Source organism: Wolinella succinogenes DSM 1740 (assembly GCF_000196135.1).
GTDB classification, from domain to species: Bacteria; Campylobacterota; Campylobacteria; order Campylobacterales; family Helicobacteraceae; genus Wolinella; species Wolinella succinogenes.
This window is the reverse complement of sequence record NC_005090.1, coordinates 1,600,962-1,617,155: the sequence shown is the minus strand read 5'-3', so window position 1 is coordinate 1,617,155 and position 16,194 is coordinate 1,600,962. Positions and strand designations below refer to the sequence as shown.

The following is a 16,194-nucleotide window of genomic DNA, read 5'->3' as shown; positions in this document are numbered from 1 at the left end:
GATGGATAGAGTATAATTGCGCTCCCCAAAAATACACCGGAGTCCTTTCGGTGAGTTCTTTTAAGGAAAACCAAATGGAAAAAATTCGACTTAAGCTCAAAGCTTACGATCACCGAGTTCTCGATAGATCCGTTGTTTCTATCGTAGAAGCAGTTAAACGAACCGGATCAGAAATCCGAGGTCCCGTTCCCCTTCCCACTAAGAAAAGACGATACACCGTTCTTCGATCTCCACACATCAACAAAGATTCACGAGAGCAGTTTGAGATTCGCGTTCATAGCCGAATTATCGATATTGTCTCAGCGACGTCAGAAACGGTAGACAGCCTCATGAAGCTCGACTTGGCTCCCGAAGTGGATGTTGAAGTCAGATCTATGGGCAAGTAAGAATAGGTGAAGGAATAGCATATGGAATTTCTAGTAGAAAAAATCGGCATGAGCCGAACAATCTCCGTTCCCAGCACACCCGTTACCTTGCTCAAGGTTAAAGACGCCAAGGTATGCGAAGTTCTAGGAAACGGCAAGGCGCTTGTCGCTTACGCTCAAGGCAAAGATGCCAACAAAGCGATCGAGGGTCAGCAAAAAAAATACAATCTAAGCAAAGAGTTTAACCGATTTGCCACATTGGAAGTCGCTAACGGCGAAGCGGGCGATCAAGATGTAGCTCCTTTGGCGCAAGCTGTGCGTGTTAAAGTCTCCCTTCAAACGAAAGGTCGAGGTTTTACAGGCGTTATGAAACGATGGAACTTTGCGGGCGGTCCCGCGGCGCATGGTCACCGATTCAAAAGACGAACCGGTTCTATCGGTAACCGAGAATGGCCAGGTCGAGTCCAGCCAGGCAAAAAGATGGCAGGTCAATATGGTAATGAAAAAGTGACCGTTCAAAATGAGATTGTCTCTTTTGATGCTGAGAACAAGATTCTTGTTCTTAAGGGCTCAATTCCCGGATTCAACGGTGCATTTGGAAGAATAAAGGTAGTGAAATGAGCAAGGCAATTATTCTAAACAACGAACTACAAAAAAACGGCGAGGTTGCTCTGCCTGAACGATTTAAAGAGATCCACTCTCACAACCTCTATCTATATGTAAAGTCTTATTTGGCTTCTTTGCGCGCTAACAGCGCCAAAGCTAAAAAACGAGGCGAAGTGAGCGGCGGAGGCAAAAAGCCTTGGAGCCAAAAAGGTGGCGGTCGCGCTAGAGCTGGAAGCATCACCTCTCCTGTATTTGTGGGCGGGGGCGTTTCTCATGGACCTAGCAACAACCGAAACTATGACCTCAAAGTCAACAAGAAGCAAAAGAAATTGGCGCTTCAATACGCTCTCATGGAAAAAGCCGAGCAGGGCAAGCTTTATGTTGTCGATTCTCTCCAAGTGGACAGCGGCAAGACTAAAGATGCTTATGCAATGTTCAAAACACTCAACGAAAGAAGCACGCTATTTGTTTCCCAAATCAGCGATGAGAAGACTTTCTTGGCGTTCCGCAACCTTAAAGAGTGCTATCTAGCCGATGCAAACGAGCTCAATGCTTACTTGGTCGCGGCTTTCCGATCTGTAGTGATCGAGAAATCACTCTTTGAAAACATCACAAAAGAGGGCTAATCATGGCGGATATTACTGATATCAAATCCATTATGTACACAGAGAAGTCGCTTCAAATCCAAGAGAGCGGAGTGCTAGTCGTGCAAACCTCTCCTAAAGTGAGCAAGAATCAACTCAAAGAGGTCTTTAAAGAGTATTTTGGCTTCACTCCCGTGAGAGTCAATTCGCTCCGACAAGCAGGAAAAATCAAGCGATTCCGTGGTGTAGAGGGCAAACGAGCCTCTTTCAAAAAATTCTACGTGAAGCTCCCTGAGGGCGCTAAAATCGAATCGCTAGCGGTATAAGGAGAAGAGAAACATGGCAATTAAAACCTATAAACCCTATACGCCCAGCCGAAGGTTCATGACAGGCCTAAGCTCTAGCGACATCACCAGCAAACCCAGTGTGAGAAGCCTTTTGATGAAACTTCCTGTCACAGCGGGAAGAAACAACAACGGCCGAATCACTAGCCGACACAAAGAGGGCGGAGCGAAGAAGCTCTATCGAATCATCGACTTCAAGCGCAACAAGTTCAACATCGAAGGAACCGTGAGCGCCATTGAATACGATCCTTACCGAAACTGCCGAATCGCCCTTGTCACCTATAAAGATGGCGAGAAGCGATACATTATTCAGCCTACTGGCCTAGCTGTAGGTGATCTAGTGATTTCAGCTGAGGGCGGACTTGACATTAAGACAGGTTACGCGATGAAGCTTAAAAACATCCCTATTGGTACCATCATCCACAATATTGAACTCCATCCTGGAGCAGGCGGTCAGCTAGCTCGAAGTGCGGGGGCTTCAGCTCAAATCATGGGTCGTGAAGGTAAATACACCATCATTCGTATGCCCAGTGGTGAGATGAGATACATTCTTGAAGAGTGCATGGCAACCATCGGAACAGTCGGCAATGCGGACTTCGCCAATATCTCTATTGGTAAAGCAGGACGAAATCGACATCGCGGTATTCGACCTCAAACTCGTGGTGCGGCCATGAACCCTGTTGATCACCCCCATGGTGGTGGTGAAGGTAAAACAGGTTCCAGTGGACATCCTGTATCTCCTTGGGGCATGCCAGCGAAGGGCTTTAAAACTAGAAAGAAAAAAGCTAGTGACAAGCTCATCATTTCAAGAAGAAAAAAATAAGAGGATAGCGTAGCATGGCTAGATCAATTAAAAAAGGTCCATTTATCGACGACCACTTGATGAAAAAAGTGCTCAAAAGCAAAGAGACCAAAGACAACAAGCCCATCAAGACTTGGTCACGACGAAGCACGATTGTGCCTGATATGATCGGTCTTACCCTCAATGTTCACAATGGCAGAGCATTTGTTCCTGTCTATGTGACTGAGAATCACGTGGGATACAAATTGGGTGAATTCGCCCCCACAAGAACCTTCAAAGGACACAAGGGTAGTGTTCAGAAGAAGATCGGTAAGTAAGGAGAGTAGAAAATGAGCAAAGCACTATTACGATACATCCGACTCTCACCTACAAAGGCTAGACTTGTTGCTCGCGAAGTTCAAGGAATGAACGCTGAATTGGCGATTGCCTCTTTGGAATTCATGCCCAACAAAGCGGCCAAAGTTATCTCTAAAGTGATCGCTTCAGCCGTAGCTAATGGCGGAATGGGCGCAGAAAACGCGGTGGTTAAGTCTTGCCGAGTGGATGCAGGTCCCGTTTTGAGAAGATTCACTCCTAGAGCTAGAGGCCGAGCCACTCCTATTCGCAAACCTACTTCCCATGTCTTCGTGGAAGTTGTAGAACAAAGTAAGGATAAATAGTCATGGGTCAAAAAGTCAATCCTATAGGTCTTAGATTAGGCATCAACCGAAACTGGGCGTCACGATGGTTCCCTAACTATCAAACCGCTCCTTTGAATATCAGCGAAGATCACAAGATTCGAAAATTCCTCAAAAAAGAGCTCTATTATGCGGGCGTGAGCGAGATTATCATTGAGCGAACGGCTAAGAAGCTTCGAGTGACTGTGGTAGCGGCTCGACCTGGAATCATCATCGGTAAAAAAGGTGCAGATATTGAGAAACTCAAAGAAGCACTCAAAAAGATCGTTGATAAAGAGATCTCTATTAATATTAAGGAAGTGAAGCGCCCCCAAGCGAACGCTCAATTGGCCGCTGAAAATGTCACTATGCAACTAGAGCGACGAGTCGCTTTTAGACGCGCAATGAAAAAAGTGATGCAAGCGGCTATGAAAGCAGGCGCTAAAGGAATCAAAATCAAAGTTTCAGGTCGATTGGCTGGAGCGGAGATGGCGCGAACAGAGTGGTATATGGAAGGACGAGTTCCTCTTCATACATTGCGAGCGAAGATTGATTACGGTTTTGCTGAGGCGATGACCACTTATGGAATCATCGGGGCAAAAGTTTGGATCTTTAAAGGTGAAGTTCTTCAAAAAGGAATCCAGCCTGAGAAGAAAGAAGAGGCTCCTGCTCGAGATAAAGAGGGTAGAGGCACACGAAGAAGAGGGAGGCAATAAACCATGTTAATGCCAAAACGAACCAAATTCAGAAAGCAGATGAAGGGTCGAAACCGAGGAAAATCTTTCCGAGGAAACTCTCTAGCCTTTGGTGATATTGGAATCAAAGCAACAGAGCACGGTCGAATCGACTCTCGACAGATTGAAGCGGCGAGAATCGCCATGACCCGACACATCAAAAGAGCGGGTAAGATTTGGATCAGAGTGTTCCCTGACAAGCCTTTGACGGCGAAGCCTCTTGAGACTCGTATGGGTAAAGGTAAAGGCTCTGTGGATAAGTGGGTAATGAATATTCAGCCTGGCCGCATCGTCTATGAAATGGCGGGAATCGAAGAGGAGTTGGCACGCGAAGCTCTAGCTCTTGCTCAAAGCAAACTTCCTTTCAAAACCAAAATCGTGACAAGCGAGAGTGAAAATGAAATTTACTGAATTGAAAGACCAAGAAGTAGCGGCATTGCAAAAGCTACTCAAAGAGAAGAAGTCGCTGCTGTTTGAACTCAGGCTCAAACTCAAAACCATGCAGCTTAGCAATCCCAACGAAATCAAAGCCGTCAGAAAAGATATCGCGAGAATCAATACGGCGCTTGCAGCTAAAGAGGGTTAATCATGAGCAACGAACAAGCACACAAAAGAGTTATTCAAGGGAAAGTCGTCACTAAAGCGGGCGACAAGAGCGTGACGATTCTTGTTGAAAGAAGAGTGACCCACCCCAAATATAGAAAAATCGTTAAAAGATTCAAGAAATATATCGTGCATGATGAGAGTAATGCAGTGAAAGTAGGCGATATGATCGAAGCGATCGAATGTCGACCCCTTTCTAAGCGAAAATCCTTCAGCTTGCACAAAGTCCTTTCGGTAGGAGTTGAAGCATGATCCAGAGTTTTACTAGATTGACAGTCGCTGACAACAGTGGCGCCAAAGAGGTAATGTGCATCAAGGTTCTTGGCGGAAGCAAGAGACGATACGCAACCGTTGGCGACGTGATTATCGCTTCTGTTAAGAAAGCCCTTCCCAATGGAAAGATCAAGAAAGGTCAAGTGGTGAAGGCTGTTGTCGTGCGAACTAAAAAAGAGGTTCAGCGAGACAATGGTTCTTTGATTCGATTCGATGACAACGCCGCGGTCATCCTTGACAACAAGCGAGAGCCTGTAGGCACGCGTATTTTTGGACCCGTAGGTCGAGAAGTGCGATACGCCAACTTCATGAAAATTGTCTCTCTTGCACCGGAGGTACTCTAATATGGTTAAGTTTCAGATTAAAAAAGGCGACAAGGTTCAGGTGATTGCCGGAGATGACAAGGGTAAGGTCGCTGAAGTGATCAAGGTGATGCCCAAGAGCTCCCAAGTGATCGTCGCGGGCTGCAAAGTCGCCAAAAAGAGCGTCAAGCCAAGCGAGCAAAACCCCAAGGGTGGTTTTGTGAACAAAGAGATGCCTATACACATCTCCAATGTGAAAAAAGTGGAGGCGTAAGAATCCATGTATCAACTCAAAAAACTTTATAACGAAGAACTAAAAGCTAAACTTAGCGAAGAGCTCGGAATCAAAAACCCCATGCTTCTTCCTAAACTAGAAAAAATCGTGATTAGCGTGGGCGCGGGCGATCATGCTAAAGACACTAAAGTCATGCAAAACATCGCAGATACTATCTCTCTTATCGCAGGACAAAAAGCGGTCATCACGATCGCTAAAAAGTCCGTAGCGGGCTTCAAAATGAGAGAGGGAATGCCCATGGGTGTGAAAGTGACCCTTCGCGGTAACCAAATGTACAACTTCCTTGAGAAGCTCATTTCTATCGCTCTTCCTAGAGTGAAAGACTTCCGAGGCGTTCCTCGAAATGGCTTTGATGGTCGAGGCAACTACAGCTTTGGTCTAAACGAGCAGCTCATGTTCCCTGAGGTCGTCTATGATGACATTATGGTGAGCCACGGTATGAACATCACGATGGTTACAACGACCAACAATGATAAAGAGGCGTTCAAAATGCTAGAGCTATTTGGTATGCCTTTCGCAAAAGGAAGAGTCAATGGCTAAGAAATCAATGGTGGCTAAGGCTAGCCGAAAACCTAAATTTAAAGTAAGAGCTTATACACGATGCCAGGTCTGCGGACGACCCCACTCTGTTTACAGAGATTTTGGTCTATGCCGAGTTTGCCTAAGAAAAATGGGCAACGAGGGACTCATCCCTGGTCTTCGAAAAGCTAGCTGGTAAGGAGAAGAAATGGTGAATGATATTATTGCGGATTCTCTAACCCGAATCAGAAACGCGGCGATGAGAAGATTGGATTACACCACTCTTTACTATGCCAAAATCGTAGTTTCCATCTTAGAGGTGTTCCTTGCTAAAGGTTTCATCGAGAGCTATAAAGTGATCGATAAAGACGGAAAACAGTCCATTAACGTTGTTTTGAAATATGACGAGAAGGGACGATCCGTGATCAGTGAAATCAAGCGAATCAGTAAATCCGGACGAAGAGTCTATAAAGGGCGAGACGAGCTCAAGCGATTCAAGAACGGTTATGGAACCATCGTCGTGAGCACCTCTAAAGGTGTGATCGGCAATGAAGAAGCCTACAAAGCCAATGTTGGCGGCGAAGCGCTTTGCAGCATCTGGTAAGGAAAGAGCATGTCACGAATCGGTAAAAGACCTATTAGCATTCCAAGTGGCGTTGATGCCAAAATCGAAGGAAGCAAAATTGTGTTTACCAAAGGAAAGCAGGAGAAAGTCCTCGAGACATACGGTCGCGTAGGACTTGAGATCGCTAATGGCGAGCTAGTTTTAAAACTAGGAGGCGAAGATGCTCAGTCTAAGGCTTATTGGGGAACCTATCGAGCCTTGGCGAACAACATCGTTATCGGGCTTTCCGCCGGTTTCACCAAGCAACTAGAGATCAATGGCGTGGGTTACAAAGCAGCCGTAAAGGGTAGCGTTCTTGAGCTTGCCCTTGGCTTCTCCCACCCTGTGAACTATGAGATTCCCGAAGGTGTGGAGATTGCCGTAGAGAAAAACGTCATCACCATCAAGGGAAGTGATAAGCAGCAAATCGGTCAGATTGCGGCAGAGATTCGAGAGTTCAGGCCTCCTGAGCCTTACAAAGGCAAGGGCGTGAAGTATAGTGATGAAACCATCATCCGAAAAGCCGGCAAGACTTCTAAGAAGTAAGGATAGGTCATGTTAGAAAAAGTATTGAAAAGAAAAAATGCCCTCCGCGCTAAGCGAAAACTTCGCGTTCGAGGCAAGATTTTCGGCACCGCCCAGAAGCCTAGAGTCTCTCTCTTCCGCTCCAACCGATACCTTTATGCGCAAGCGATCAATGATGAGAGTGGTCTCACTCTAGCGAGCGTGGATGGTAAGAAGCTTGGTCTTGGAAACAATAAAGAGGAGGCGAAGAAAATCGCCGCTTCTTTTGCGGCCTCATTGCAGGAAGCCGGTATCAAAGAAGTAGTGTTTGATCGTAACGGTTACCTCTATCACGGTGTCGTTGCTAGTTTTGCGGACTCTCTTCGAGAGAACGGAATCGGTCTGTAAGGGGTAAAAATGGAAATCAATCGAGACGAATTTAAAGAGGTTGTCGTTAACATCGGCAGAGTGACCAAGGTCGTCAAAGGGGGTCGAAGATTCCGCTTCAACGCTCTTGTAGTCGTGGGTAACAAAAATGGCTTGGTAGGCTTTGGCCTCGGAAAAGCTAAAGAGGTTCCCGATGCGATCAAAAAAGCGGTGGATGATGCGTTCAAAAACATCATCAAGGTGAATGTCAAAGGAACCACCATCGCTCATGATATCGAGCATAAGTATAATGCAAGCAAGATTCTTCTTAAGCCTGCTAGCGAGGGTACAGGGGTGATCGCCGGTGGATCGGCTCGACCTGTGATCGAATTGGCTGGCATTAAGGATATCTTGACTAAATCTTTAGGTTCAAACAACCCATACAACGTAGTTCGCGCTACGATTGATGCGTTGAGCCGAATCAAAGCGTAAGGAAAAGCCATGGCACTAGAAAACCTCAAGCCTGCCCAAGGCAGCACAAAAGATCGAAAACGAGTCGGTCGAGGTCAAGGAAGCGGCATGGGCAAAACCTCCACTAGAGGAGGCAAAGGTCAAACCGCTCGAACAGGCTACAAGGCGAAGAGAGGCTTTGAAGGGGGTCAGCAACCCCTCCAGAGACGACTTCCCAAGGTGGGCTTCACCACTCAAATCGCCAAACCTTATGTGATCAACGTAGAGAAGATCACTAAAGTGGCTGAGCTGGCTGAAATCACTCTTGATAGCATCGCCTCCGTCCATAAATTCCCTGCTAGCACGCTCAAGATCAAATTGATCGGCAAAGGAGCTTCTGAGCTAGCTTCCAAAATCAAAGACGAGAGAATCACCACAAGCGGACGAGCCTAATGAATAAAGCGATCGTCAACAAGATTCTCATTACGCTCGGCTTCTTGCTAGCCTATAGAGTGTTGGCGTACGTTCCGGTTCCTGGCGTTGATACGGCGGTTATCAAAGCTTTCTTTGATAGCAACTCCGGCAACGCGCTGGGGCTCTTTAATATGTTCAGCGGTAATGCCGTTGAGCGCCTCAGCATCATCTCGCTCGGGATCATGCCCTACATCACTGCCTCCATCATCATGGAGCTTCTTGCCGCGACTTTCCCCACATTGGCCAAAATGAAAAAAGAGCGCGATGGAATGGTTAAATATATGCAGATTGTGCGATATGCGACCGTGGTCATCACGCTGGTTCAGGCTGTGGGAGTCTCTATTGGACTTAAAAGTATCGGCGGAGGTCCTCAAGGGGCGATTCTAATTGACATGAACGTGTTCATTGCGGTTTCGGCTTTCTCTATGCTGGCAGGAACCATGATGCTCATGTGGATTGGAGAGCAGATCACTCAGCGAGGCATGGGGAACGGAATCAGTCTAATTATCTTCGCGGGTATCGTCTCTGGAATCCCAGCCGCCATTGGAGGAACCTTCAAGCTAGTCAATACTGGCGAGATCAACTTCTTGGTGTTGTTGGCGATTGTGGTGATCATCATCGCTACAGTTCTCTCCATCATTTTCGTGGAGCTTGGCGAGAGGCGAGTGCCTGTCTCTTATGCTCGCAAGGTGATGATGCAGAATCAAAACAAGCGCGTGATGAACTATATTCCGATTAAGCTCAACCTTAGCGGGGTGATTCCTCCTATTTTTGCTTCGGCGTTGCTCATGTTTCCTTCGACCCTTTTACAGGCGTCAAGCAACAGCACCGTCATGGCAATTGCGGACTTTTTGAGTCCTAATGGCTACGCCTATAATGTGATTATGTTTGGGCTAGTGATCTTTTTTGCCTATTTCTACTCTTCGATCGTGTTCAACGCGAAGGATATCTCTGAGAATCTCAAGCGACAGGGAGGCTTTATTCCAGGATTGCGCCCCGGTGAGGGAACCGCAGGATTCTTGAATGAGGTTGCCAGCCGTTTGACTTTTTGGGGAGCGCTCTATTTGGCGCTCATCTCAACCCTTCCTTGGGTGCTTGTCAAAAGCATGGGGGTTCCTTTCTATTTTGGAGGAACCGCAGTGCTCATCGTTGTTCAAGTCGCTATTGACACCATGAGAAAGATTGAGGCTCAGATTTACATGAGCAAGTATCAAACCCTAAGCGCCGTGGGCTTATAAGAACATGGCTATTGCAATTCGCAAACCCGAAGAGATCAAGGCTCTAGCATCGGCCAATCGGATCGTTGCTCAGACCCTCTCTCTCCTTCGGGAGCATGCAAAACCCGGAATTTCTCTCTTAGAGCTAGATAAGATAGCGGAGGATTTCATCCGTTCCCAAGGGGCAAGGCCCTCATTTAAAGGGCTTTATGGTTTCCCAGGTGCGATCTGCACCTCCGTCAACGAGGTGATCATTCATGGGATTCCAAATGGTTATCAGCTCAAAGAGGGAGATATATTAGGAGTGGATATTGGGACAGAGTATAAAGGCTGGTTTGGAGATGGCGCTGCAACCTTTGGGATTGGCGCTGTGACCCAAAACGATGAAGCCCTTATGGCCTGCTCTCGTGATGCCCTCTTGTATGCCATCGATTCGATTCGGGTGGATATGCGCTTTAAAGAGCTGAGTCATTTGATTGAGCAGTTTATTCTCAAGAGGGGTATGGTCCCTTTGAGGGGATTCTGCGGTCATGGAATTGGTCGAAAACCTCATGAAGAACCTGAGATTCCTAACTATCTTGAAGGAGGGAATCCCAAGCAGGGACCCAAGATTCGTGAGGGAATGGTCTTTTGTATTGAGCCGATGATCTGCCAAAAAAGCGGAGAGGCAAAGATATTGTCAGATAAGTGGGCGGTGGTTTCCCATGACGGACTCAACGGAAGCCATCACGAGCACACCGTGGCAATCGTCAATGGAAGAGCCGAGATACTTTCAAAGGAGTAGAAAGCAAAAATGGCAAAAGATGATGTGATAGAGGTGGACGGAAAGGTGATCGAGGCGCTACCCAACGCGACTTTTAGGGTAGAGCTCGATAATAAGCATGTGATTTTGTGTCACATCGCGGGGCGCATGAGAATGCACTATATCAAGATTCTCCCTGGAGATAGGGTCAAGATTGAGCTCACCCCCTATAGCCTAGACAAGGGCCGAATCACGTTTAGATATAAGTAGCTTTTAATTAACTTTAATGTAGAATCGCCGACCTTGATTACTTGAAAAATACAATTTCGGTTTGGCTAAAAGTTGATTTGGTTTAAATGACAGGAGTAAACAACGATGAAAGTAAGACCATCAGTCAAGAAGATGTGCGATAAATGCAAAATCATTAAGAGAAAAGGGATCGTCAGAGTGATCTGCAGCACCCCTAAACACAAACAGAGACAAGGATAAACCATGGCGAGAATTGCTGGTGTTGATTTGCCCAAGAAAAAAAGAATTGAATATGCACTCACCTATATCTATGGAATTGGACTCAAGACCTCCAGAGATATCCTAAGTGCCGTCAATATCTCTTTGGACAAGCGCGTCCAAGAGTTGAGCGAAGACGAAGTTTCGCTTATCAGCAAGAAGATCCAAGAATCATACGCTGTCGAGGGTGATTTGAGAAAAAAAGTCACTATGGATATCAAAGCGTTGATGGATCTAGGAAGCTATCGAGGTCTTCGACACCGAAAGGGTCTGCCTGTTCGCGGTCAAACCACTAAGAACAACGCGAGAACTAGAAAAGGCAAGAGAAAAACCGTCGGAAGCGCGAGCAAGTAAGGGGTAGGGAATGGCAAAAAGAAAAGTAACAAACAAAAAAAGAGTTGTCAAGAAGAATATAGCCCGAGGAATCATTCACATCGCTGCAACGTTCAATAACACTAGCGTTACGATCACTGATGAGATGGGAAATGTTATTTGCTGGAGTACCGCGGGGGCTTTGGGCTTCAAGGGAAGCAAAAAATCGACTCCCTATGCAGCGCAACAAGCGGTTGAGGATGCAGTAGTAAAGGCCAAAGAGCACGGAATCAAGGAACTTGGAATCAAGGTTCAAGGTCCTGGAAGTGGACGCGAAACAGCCGTAAAGAGCCTCGGTTCTATTGAAGGAATCAAAGTATTGTGGTTTAAAGATGTCACTCCATTGCCCCACAATGGATGCCGACCGCCCAAGCGCCGAAGAGTGTAAGTTAAGGAGAAATGTAAATGGCAAGATATAGAGGACCAGTAGAAAAAATCGAAAGAAGATTTGGAGTCAGCCTTAACCTTAAAGGTGAGCGAAGACTCGCCGGTAAAAGCTCCTTGGAAAAAAGACCTTACGCTCCCGGTCAGCATGGTCAAAGAAGAAGCAAAATTTCTGAGTATGGACTACAGCTCCGAGAGAAGCAAAAAGCAAAATTCATGTATGGAATTTCTGAGAAGCAGTTCCGAAGCATTTTCCAAGAGGCTAACCGACTCGAAGGCAACACGGGAGAGCTTTTGATTAAGCTTTTGGAGCGACGCCTTGATAACGTGGTCTACCGAATGGGCTTTGCGACCACTAGAAGATTTGCTCGACAAATGGTTAGCCATGGGCATGTTCTAGTTGATGGCAAGCGTGTGAATATTCCTTCTTATATGGTTCTTCCTGGACAGAAGGTAGAGATTCGCGAAAAAAGCAAAAACAATCCCCAAGTTCAGCGCTCCATCGAGCTCACTAAGCAAACAGGTATCGCTCCATGGGTGGATGTGGATCAAGCTAAAGTCTTTGGAATCTTCACTCGACTTCCCGAGCGCGAAGAGGTTGTAATCCCTGTCGAAGAGAGACTAATCGTTGAGCTATACTCTAAATAATTAGGTGCGGCATAATGAAAAATATTAAAACTTCTCCCTATATTCCGACGGATATTTCCATTCAGGAAATCGGCAAGAACAAGATCAAGATCTCTGCCTATCCTTTTGAGTCGGGCTATGCAATCACCCTTGCTCACCCCTTGAGAAGACTTCTCTTGGGTAGCTCTGTGGGATTTGCACCTACCGCCCTAAAAATCGAAGGAGCCGCACACGAGTTTGATTCGGTTCGTGGGATTATGGAGGATGTGGCTCTCTTCATCGTCAATCTTAAAAGCATTCGATTCAAGATGAGAGGAGATGCCGAGCGCGTCACTTTGGACTACTCCTTCAAAGGACCAGCCACCATTAAGGGCTCTGATCTTGTGAATGATTATGTGGACGTGGTTACGCCTAATCAGCACCTAGCCACCATCAACGAAGATGCGACTTTGACCTTCTCCTTGATCGTCCAGAAGGGAATTGGATATGTTCCTAGTGAAGAGACAAGGAATCTGATTCCTGAGGGCTATATTCCTCTTGATGCCTACTTCACCCCCGTGAAGAAAGCCACCTACGAGATCGAAAATGTCCTTGTAGAGGACAATCCCACCTACGAGAAGATCGTTTTGGAAATCGAAACGGATGGTCTCATTGAGCCTATCGCGGCTTTTAAAGACGCTTTGGGTGTGATGCAAAAACAGATGTCTGTTTTTAATAGTGAGTGGAGCGTCTCCTCAGCTGAATCAACTTCAAGCGATGAGGAAGACCCTGAGCTCAAGCCCCTTCTTCAAAAGATCGAAGCTCTTAATTTGAGCGCCCGTTCTTTCAACTGCCTTGATCGCGCTGGAATGAAATTTGTCGGCGAATTAGTGCTTTTGGGAGAGAATGAGCTTAAAGAAGTGAAGAATCTAGGCAAGAAGTCTTTTGATGAGATCAAAGACAAGCTTGAAGAGATTGGCTATCCTGTGGGTTCAGACTTGGCTGAAGAGGTGTCGAGTGCACTTCAGAAGCGATTAAATAAACTAAAATAACGATAAAAAGCAAATAAGGATAACCTATGAGACACAACCACGGTTATAGAAAGCTAGGCAGGACTTCAGCGCATCGAAAGGCGCTTTTGAAGAATCTGGCTATCGCTTTGGTGGAGAATCAGAAGATTGAGACCACGGTCATCAAAGCTAAAGAACTTCAGAGTTATATCGAAAAGCTAATCACTAAGGCTTCTGAAGGTTCTTTCAACGCGCATAGAGCAGTTTTTGCACACCTTCAAGACAAAAACGCCACTAACAAACTTGTGGTGGAGATCGCTCCTAAGTATAGCGATCGCAAAGGCGGTTACACTCGAATCGTCCGAACACGTCTTCGCAAGGGCGATGCTGCTCCTTTAGCTTTCATCGAACTCATCTAAACTTTTTTCACCTTGCCCTCTTCTGCTTTTTAAAGCAGGAGAGGGCAAGGTAACCCCTCTTTCCCCTCTTTTTCCCTTAATTTAAAACCATGAAACTTTATTGTAAAATCGCCCTCATTACCCGTTTCTAACCCCTTTTTGAGGAGAATTAATCGTGTTTCCCTTTAGTGATGATGATCTTTTGAAGCCCGTTGAGAGAGTTTTGGAGAAGGTTCGCCCCACCTTGGCACTGGATGGAGGGGATGTCTCTTTGATTGGCGTCGCCGCCCCCAAGGTCTATGTGCGATTGGAGGGGGCTTGTAAGGGCTGTGCAAGTAGTGCGCTCACGCTTAAGAATGGAATTGAGCGGCAGATGCGCCTAGAGATTCATCCCGAAATTGAAATTGTCAATGTGCCGCATGGCATGGAGAGCGAATGGAGAAGCTTATAGATAAGAAATTTTTACACTCCTTGAAGTTGAAGGCCGAGCAGGATTATATTCAAGGCAGGTATGATGAATCGACTCGCTCCTACTCGCAGATTCTTGCAGAGAGGAGTGAGGATTTGGAATCAAGGGTGGGGCTCTTGCTCGCGGATATGGCGCTAGATCATGAGGAGGAATCGAAAGCTCTTTATGAATACTACCAAATTCTCAAGCGCCAAAATCCCGAAGAATCTCACAAAATCATGCTGGAATTAGTGGAGAGCTTTGATGGGAATGTGAGTGAGATATCGGCTATGATTAATGCTTTTAATAGTGTGAATGTCGATTCGGTCAAGGGAATTCTCTATAGTGATTTTCAGCATCTGGTTGAGAATCGAGGGGGGTTTAAGCGAGCGTTTGAGGATTTGATGTTCAGCACTAAAATCATCATCACCAGCAAAGAAGAGTTTTTAGAGTTCTTGGATTCTCTTATTGAATATGATTTTAGCGAAATTGCCCTCAACTATTTAGAGGCCACGGGTGATGCACTCGCCTATGATCCTCGTTTCCAGAGACTTTATGAGAAGGCGGCAAAGCGATGAAGGTTTTTTCTCATCAAGACGAGGTGGAGTTTATCAGCGATGATTCACGAGAGTGCACTCCAAAGAGTGCCTTTTTGCTCACTCAGAGCTCTAGAGTTTATGAGGCGGCGGCTAGAGAGAAGGGGTGTAAGCTCTTCTTGGAGCCTAAAGATCTCCATCGATTCTTAAAGACCGATATTCCTCTTATTGGGGTCACAGGCACCAATGGCAAAACCACCACGAGTGCGGCGATCTATTCGATTCTGCTTGATTTGGGATATAAGGTGGCACTTTTGGGGACGCGAGGCTTTTTCATGAATGATGAGCTCATTGAGCCCAAAGGTCTCACCACTCCTCCTCTTTTGGAGCTTTATGAGCGAATCGATCGTGCCAAGAGGGCAGGGTGTGACTTTTTTGTGATGGAGGTGAGCTCGCATGCGATTGACCAAAAGCGTATCGAGGGGCTCAATTTTGCGCTTAAGATTCTCACCAATATCACGAGCGACCACTTGGACTACCACAAGAGCCTAGAGCACTACATTCAAACCAAGAACTCTTTCTTTGACGATTCGACCCCAAAACTCATCAACAAGGATGAGTCAAAGGCGAAGTTTAATCTCCAAAATGCCCTCTCTTATGGAATCGAGCATCCCTCCAGTTACCATGTCAAAGCCTACTCGCTTCACGGGGGTATTGAAGCACGAATTGCCTTTTTAGAAAAAGAGGCCTCGCTCTCCTCGTCGCTTTTTGGCAAGCACAATCTCTACAATCTTCTTGCGGCCGTCTCCGCTGTGCATCGTCTCATAGGAGGCGAGTTGCAGGAGATTTGTGATATGGCGGAGCGTTTTGGGGGCGTGGAGGGGCGCATGGAGCGCGTGAGCGAAGAGCCTTTGGTGGTGGTTGATTTTGCCCATACCGAAGATGGGATGAGGCAGATTTTTGAATCTTTTCCCCATCAAGAAATTGTAGTGCTCTTTGGAGCTGGCGGAGATCGGGATCGGAGTAAACGCCCTAAAATGGGAGCAGTGGCCGATCGTTACGCGAAGCGTATCTACCTCACCAGCGACAACCCTCGGAGTGAAGATCCCCTTCTTATTATCGAAGAGATAGAGAAGGGAATTCACCATTGCCAAAAGTGCGTCAAGGAGCCTGATAGGGTGCAGGCCATCAGGCGAGCCGTGAAAGAATTGGAAGCGCAAGAAGTATTACTAATCCTTGGCAAGGGGGATGAGGCGGAGCAGATCATTGGGTCGCAGAAAATTCCCATGAAGGACAGAGAGACGGTGCTATCGGCTCTTGGTGAAATTAGGGGAGTGCGATAAAGTTATTATTTCTTTTATATTAATAATACTTGAGAAGTTCAAATTAGATGAAAAGTTAAATTTTTTTTATATGCTTTTTTAAGAAAGTAAAGAGTAAAGTAACCATGTTCCTGTAAGGCGCTATGCCTTAACACCAATTCAATGAAGGAA

The 16,194-nt window shown here is 46.3% G+C and carries 32 protein-coding genes; all 32 read left to right on the top strand.

What is annotated here, in order from left to right:
* Nucleotides 1-74: 74 nt before the first annotated feature.
* Nucleotides 75-386 carry a 30S ribosomal protein S10 gene (rpsJ, locus tag WS_RS08090; protein ID WP_041571874.1) on the top strand — a complete coding sequence of 104 codons (312 nt, stop codon included), beginning with the start codon at nucleotides 75-77 and terminating at the stop codon, nucleotides 384-386.
* A 21-nt stretch (nucleotides 387-407) separates the two neighbouring features.
* Nucleotides 408-986: a 50S ribosomal protein L3 gene (rplC, locus tag WS_RS08085; RefSeq protein ID WP_011139526.1), complete on the top strand. Its 579-nt coding sequence runs from the start codon at nucleotides 408-410 to the stop codon at nucleotides 984-986.
* Nucleotides 983-1,597 carry a 50S ribosomal protein L4 gene (rplD, locus tag WS_RS08080; protein ID WP_011139525.1) on the top strand — a complete coding sequence of 205 codons (615 nt, stop codon included), beginning with the start codon at nucleotides 983-985 and terminating at the stop codon, nucleotides 1,595-1,597. The genes rplC and rplD overlap by 4 nt, the downstream gene beginning before the upstream one ends.
* A gap of 2 nt (nucleotides 1,598-1,599) precedes the next feature.
* Complete coding sequence (locus WS_RS08075; RefSeq protein ID WP_011139524.1) at nucleotides 1,600-1,881, top strand: 50S ribosomal protein L23; 282 nt, start codon at nucleotides 1,600-1,602, stop codon at nucleotides 1,879-1,881.
* Nucleotides 1,882-1,894: 13 nt separating this feature from the next.
* Complete coding sequence (gene rplB / locus WS_RS08070) at nucleotides 1,895-2,722, top strand: 50S ribosomal protein L2 (protein ID WP_011139523.1); 828 nt, start codon at nucleotides 1,895-1,897, stop codon at nucleotides 2,720-2,722.
* Between the two features lie 14 nt (nucleotides 2,723-2,736).
* Nucleotides 2,737-3,018, top strand: a complete 282-nt coding sequence (rpsS, locus tag WS_RS08065; protein WP_011139522.1) for a 30S ribosomal protein S19 — start codon at nucleotides 2,737-2,739, stop codon at nucleotides 3,016-3,018.
* Between the two features lie 12 nt (nucleotides 3,019-3,030).
* A complete protein-coding gene (gene rplV / locus WS_RS08060) occupies nucleotides 3,031-3,360 on the top strand; it encodes a 50S ribosomal protein L22 (RefSeq protein WP_011139521.1) in 330 nt (109 codons plus the stop codon).
* 2 nt (nucleotides 3,361-3,362) lie between these two features.
* A complete protein-coding gene (gene rpsC / locus WS_RS08055) occupies nucleotides 3,363-4,073 on the top strand; it encodes a 30S ribosomal protein S3 (RefSeq protein WP_011139520.1) in 711 nt (236 codons plus the stop codon).
* 3 nt (nucleotides 4,074-4,076) lie between these two features.
* On the top strand, nucleotides 4,077-4,502 hold the full coding sequence (rplP, locus tag WS_RS08050; protein ID WP_011139519.1) for a 50S ribosomal protein L16: 426 nt from the start codon (nucleotides 4,077-4,079) through the stop codon (nucleotides 4,500-4,502).
* Nucleotides 4,489-4,677, top strand: coding sequence for a 50S ribosomal protein L29 (gene rpmC / locus WS_RS08045; RefSeq protein WP_011138201.1), 189 nt, complete (start codon nucleotides 4,489-4,491; stop codon nucleotides 4,675-4,677). The genes rplP and rpmC overlap by 14 nt, the downstream gene beginning before the upstream one ends.
* A gap of 2 nt (nucleotides 4,678-4,679) precedes the next feature.
* Entirely contained in the window at nucleotides 4,680-4,946 is a 267-nt protein-coding gene (gene rpsQ / locus WS_RS08040) for a 30S ribosomal protein S17 (RefSeq protein WP_011139518.1), read from the top strand.
* Nucleotides 4,943-5,311, top strand: coding sequence for a 50S ribosomal protein L14 (rplN, locus tag WS_RS08035; protein WP_011139517.1), 369 nt, complete (start codon nucleotides 4,943-4,945; stop codon nucleotides 5,309-5,311). Before rpsQ ends, rplN begins: the two co-directional genes overlap by 4 nt.
* A 1-nt stretch (nucleotide 5,312) precedes the next feature.
* A complete protein-coding gene (gene rplX / locus WS_RS08030; protein WP_041571873.1) occupies nucleotides 5,313-5,543 on the top strand; it encodes a 50S ribosomal protein L24 in 231 nt (76 codons plus the stop codon).
* Between the two features lie 6 nt (nucleotides 5,544-5,549).
* The gene (gene rplE / locus WS_RS08025; RefSeq protein WP_011139515.1) at nucleotides 5,550-6,104 is read left to right on the top strand and encodes a 50S ribosomal protein L5; all 555 of its coding nucleotides are present in this window, start codon (nucleotides 5,550-5,552) and stop codon (nucleotides 6,102-6,104) included.
* Nucleotides 6,097-6,282, top strand: coding sequence for a type Z 30S ribosomal protein S14 (locus tag WS_RS10870; RefSeq protein WP_081454390.1), 186 nt, complete (start codon nucleotides 6,097-6,099; stop codon nucleotides 6,280-6,282). The genes rplE and WS_RS10870 overlap by 8 nt, the downstream gene beginning before the upstream one ends.
* A 9-nt stretch (nucleotides 6,283-6,291) precedes the next feature.
* Entirely contained in the window at nucleotides 6,292-6,687 is a 396-nt protein-coding gene (gene rpsH, locus WS_RS08020) for a 30S ribosomal protein S8 (RefSeq protein WP_011139514.1), read from the top strand.
* A gap of 9 nt (nucleotides 6,688-6,696) precedes the next feature.
* Nucleotides 6,697-7,233 carry a 50S ribosomal protein L6 gene (rplF, locus tag WS_RS08015; protein WP_011139513.1) on the top strand — a complete coding sequence of 179 codons (537 nt, stop codon included), beginning with the start codon at nucleotides 6,697-6,699 and terminating at the stop codon, nucleotides 7,231-7,233.
* Between the two features lie 9 nt (nucleotides 7,234-7,242).
* Nucleotides 7,243-7,599, top strand: a complete 357-nt coding sequence (gene rplR, locus WS_RS08010; RefSeq protein ID WP_011139512.1) for a 50S ribosomal protein L18 — start codon at nucleotides 7,243-7,245, stop codon at nucleotides 7,597-7,599.
* A 9-nt stretch (nucleotides 7,600-7,608) separates the two neighbouring features.
* Complete coding sequence (gene rpsE / locus WS_RS08005) at nucleotides 7,609-8,049, top strand: 30S ribosomal protein S5 (RefSeq protein ID WP_011139511.1); 441 nt, start codon at nucleotides 7,609-7,611, stop codon at nucleotides 8,047-8,049.
* A gap of 9 nt (nucleotides 8,050-8,058) precedes the next feature.
* On the top strand, nucleotides 8,059-8,460 hold the full coding sequence (gene rplO, locus WS_RS08000) for a 50S ribosomal protein L15 (RefSeq protein ID WP_011139510.1): 402 nt from the start codon (nucleotides 8,059-8,061) through the stop codon (nucleotides 8,458-8,460).
* Nucleotides 8,460-9,719, top strand: coding sequence for a preprotein translocase subunit SecY (gene secY, locus WS_RS07995; protein ID WP_011139509.1), 1,260 nt, complete (start codon nucleotides 8,460-8,462; stop codon nucleotides 9,717-9,719). The genes rplO and secY overlap by 1 nt, the downstream gene beginning before the upstream one ends.
* Before the next feature lie 4 nt (nucleotides 9,720-9,723).
* A complete protein-coding gene (gene map / locus WS_RS07990; protein WP_011139508.1) occupies nucleotides 9,724-10,482 on the top strand; it encodes a type I methionyl aminopeptidase in 759 nt (252 codons plus the stop codon).
* A 9-nt stretch (nucleotides 10,483-10,491) separates the two neighbouring features.
* The gene (gene infA / locus WS_RS07985; RefSeq protein WP_011139507.1) at nucleotides 10,492-10,710 is read left to right on the top strand and encodes a translation initiation factor IF-1; all 219 of its coding nucleotides are present in this window, start codon (nucleotides 10,492-10,494) and stop codon (nucleotides 10,708-10,710) included.
* A 105-nt stretch (nucleotides 10,711-10,815) separates the two neighbouring features.
* Entirely contained in the window at nucleotides 10,816-10,929 is a 114-nt protein-coding gene (gene rpmJ / locus WS_RS10865) for a 50S ribosomal protein L36 (RefSeq protein ID WP_081454389.1), read from the top strand.
* A 3-nt stretch (nucleotides 10,930-10,932) separates the two neighbouring features.
* Entirely contained in the window at nucleotides 10,933-11,301 is a 369-nt protein-coding gene (rpsM, locus tag WS_RS07980; RefSeq protein ID WP_011139506.1) for a 30S ribosomal protein S13, read from the top strand.
* Nucleotides 11,302-11,311: 10 nt separating this feature from the next.
* Nucleotides 11,312-11,707 (top strand): 30S ribosomal protein S11, encoded by a 396-nt coding sequence (gene rpsK / locus WS_RS07975; protein WP_011139505.1) that lies wholly within the window; start codon nucleotides 11,312-11,314, stop codon nucleotides 11,705-11,707.
* 17 nt (nucleotides 11,708-11,724) lie between these two features.
* Nucleotides 11,725-12,351, top strand: coding sequence for a 30S ribosomal protein S4 (gene rpsD, locus WS_RS07970; protein WP_011139504.1), 627 nt, complete (start codon nucleotides 11,725-11,727; stop codon nucleotides 12,349-12,351).
* A gap of 14 nt (nucleotides 12,352-12,365) precedes the next feature.
* On the top strand, nucleotides 12,366-13,361 hold the full coding sequence (locus WS_RS07965) for a DNA-directed RNA polymerase subunit alpha (protein WP_011139503.1): 996 nt from the start codon (nucleotides 12,366-12,368) through the stop codon (nucleotides 13,359-13,361).
* Nucleotides 13,362-13,387: 26 nt separating this feature from the next.
* Nucleotides 13,388-13,738 carry a 50S ribosomal protein L17 gene (gene rplQ, locus WS_RS07960; RefSeq protein ID WP_011139502.1) on the top strand — a complete coding sequence of 117 codons (351 nt, stop codon included), beginning with the start codon at nucleotides 13,388-13,390 and terminating at the stop codon, nucleotides 13,736-13,738.
* Nucleotides 13,739-13,892: 154 nt separating this feature from the next.
* Entirely contained in the window at nucleotides 13,893-14,168 is a 276-nt protein-coding gene (locus tag WS_RS07955) for a NifU family protein (protein WP_011139501.1), read from the top strand.
* Nucleotides 14,153-14,743, top strand: coding sequence for a hypothetical protein (locus WS_RS07950; RefSeq protein ID WP_011139500.1), 591 nt, complete (start codon nucleotides 14,153-14,155; stop codon nucleotides 14,741-14,743). Before WS_RS07955 ends, WS_RS07950 begins: the two co-directional genes overlap by 16 nt.
* The gene (locus WS_RS07945) at nucleotides 14,740-16,044 is read left to right on the top strand and encodes a UDP-N-acetylmuramoyl-L-alanyl-D-glutamate--2,6-diaminopimelate ligase (RefSeq protein WP_011139499.1); all 1,305 of its coding nucleotides are present in this window, start codon (nucleotides 14,740-14,742) and stop codon (nucleotides 16,042-16,044) included. Before WS_RS07950 ends, WS_RS07945 begins: the two co-directional genes overlap by 4 nt.
* The last annotated feature ends 150 nt before the right edge of the window (nucleotides 16,045-16,194 follow it).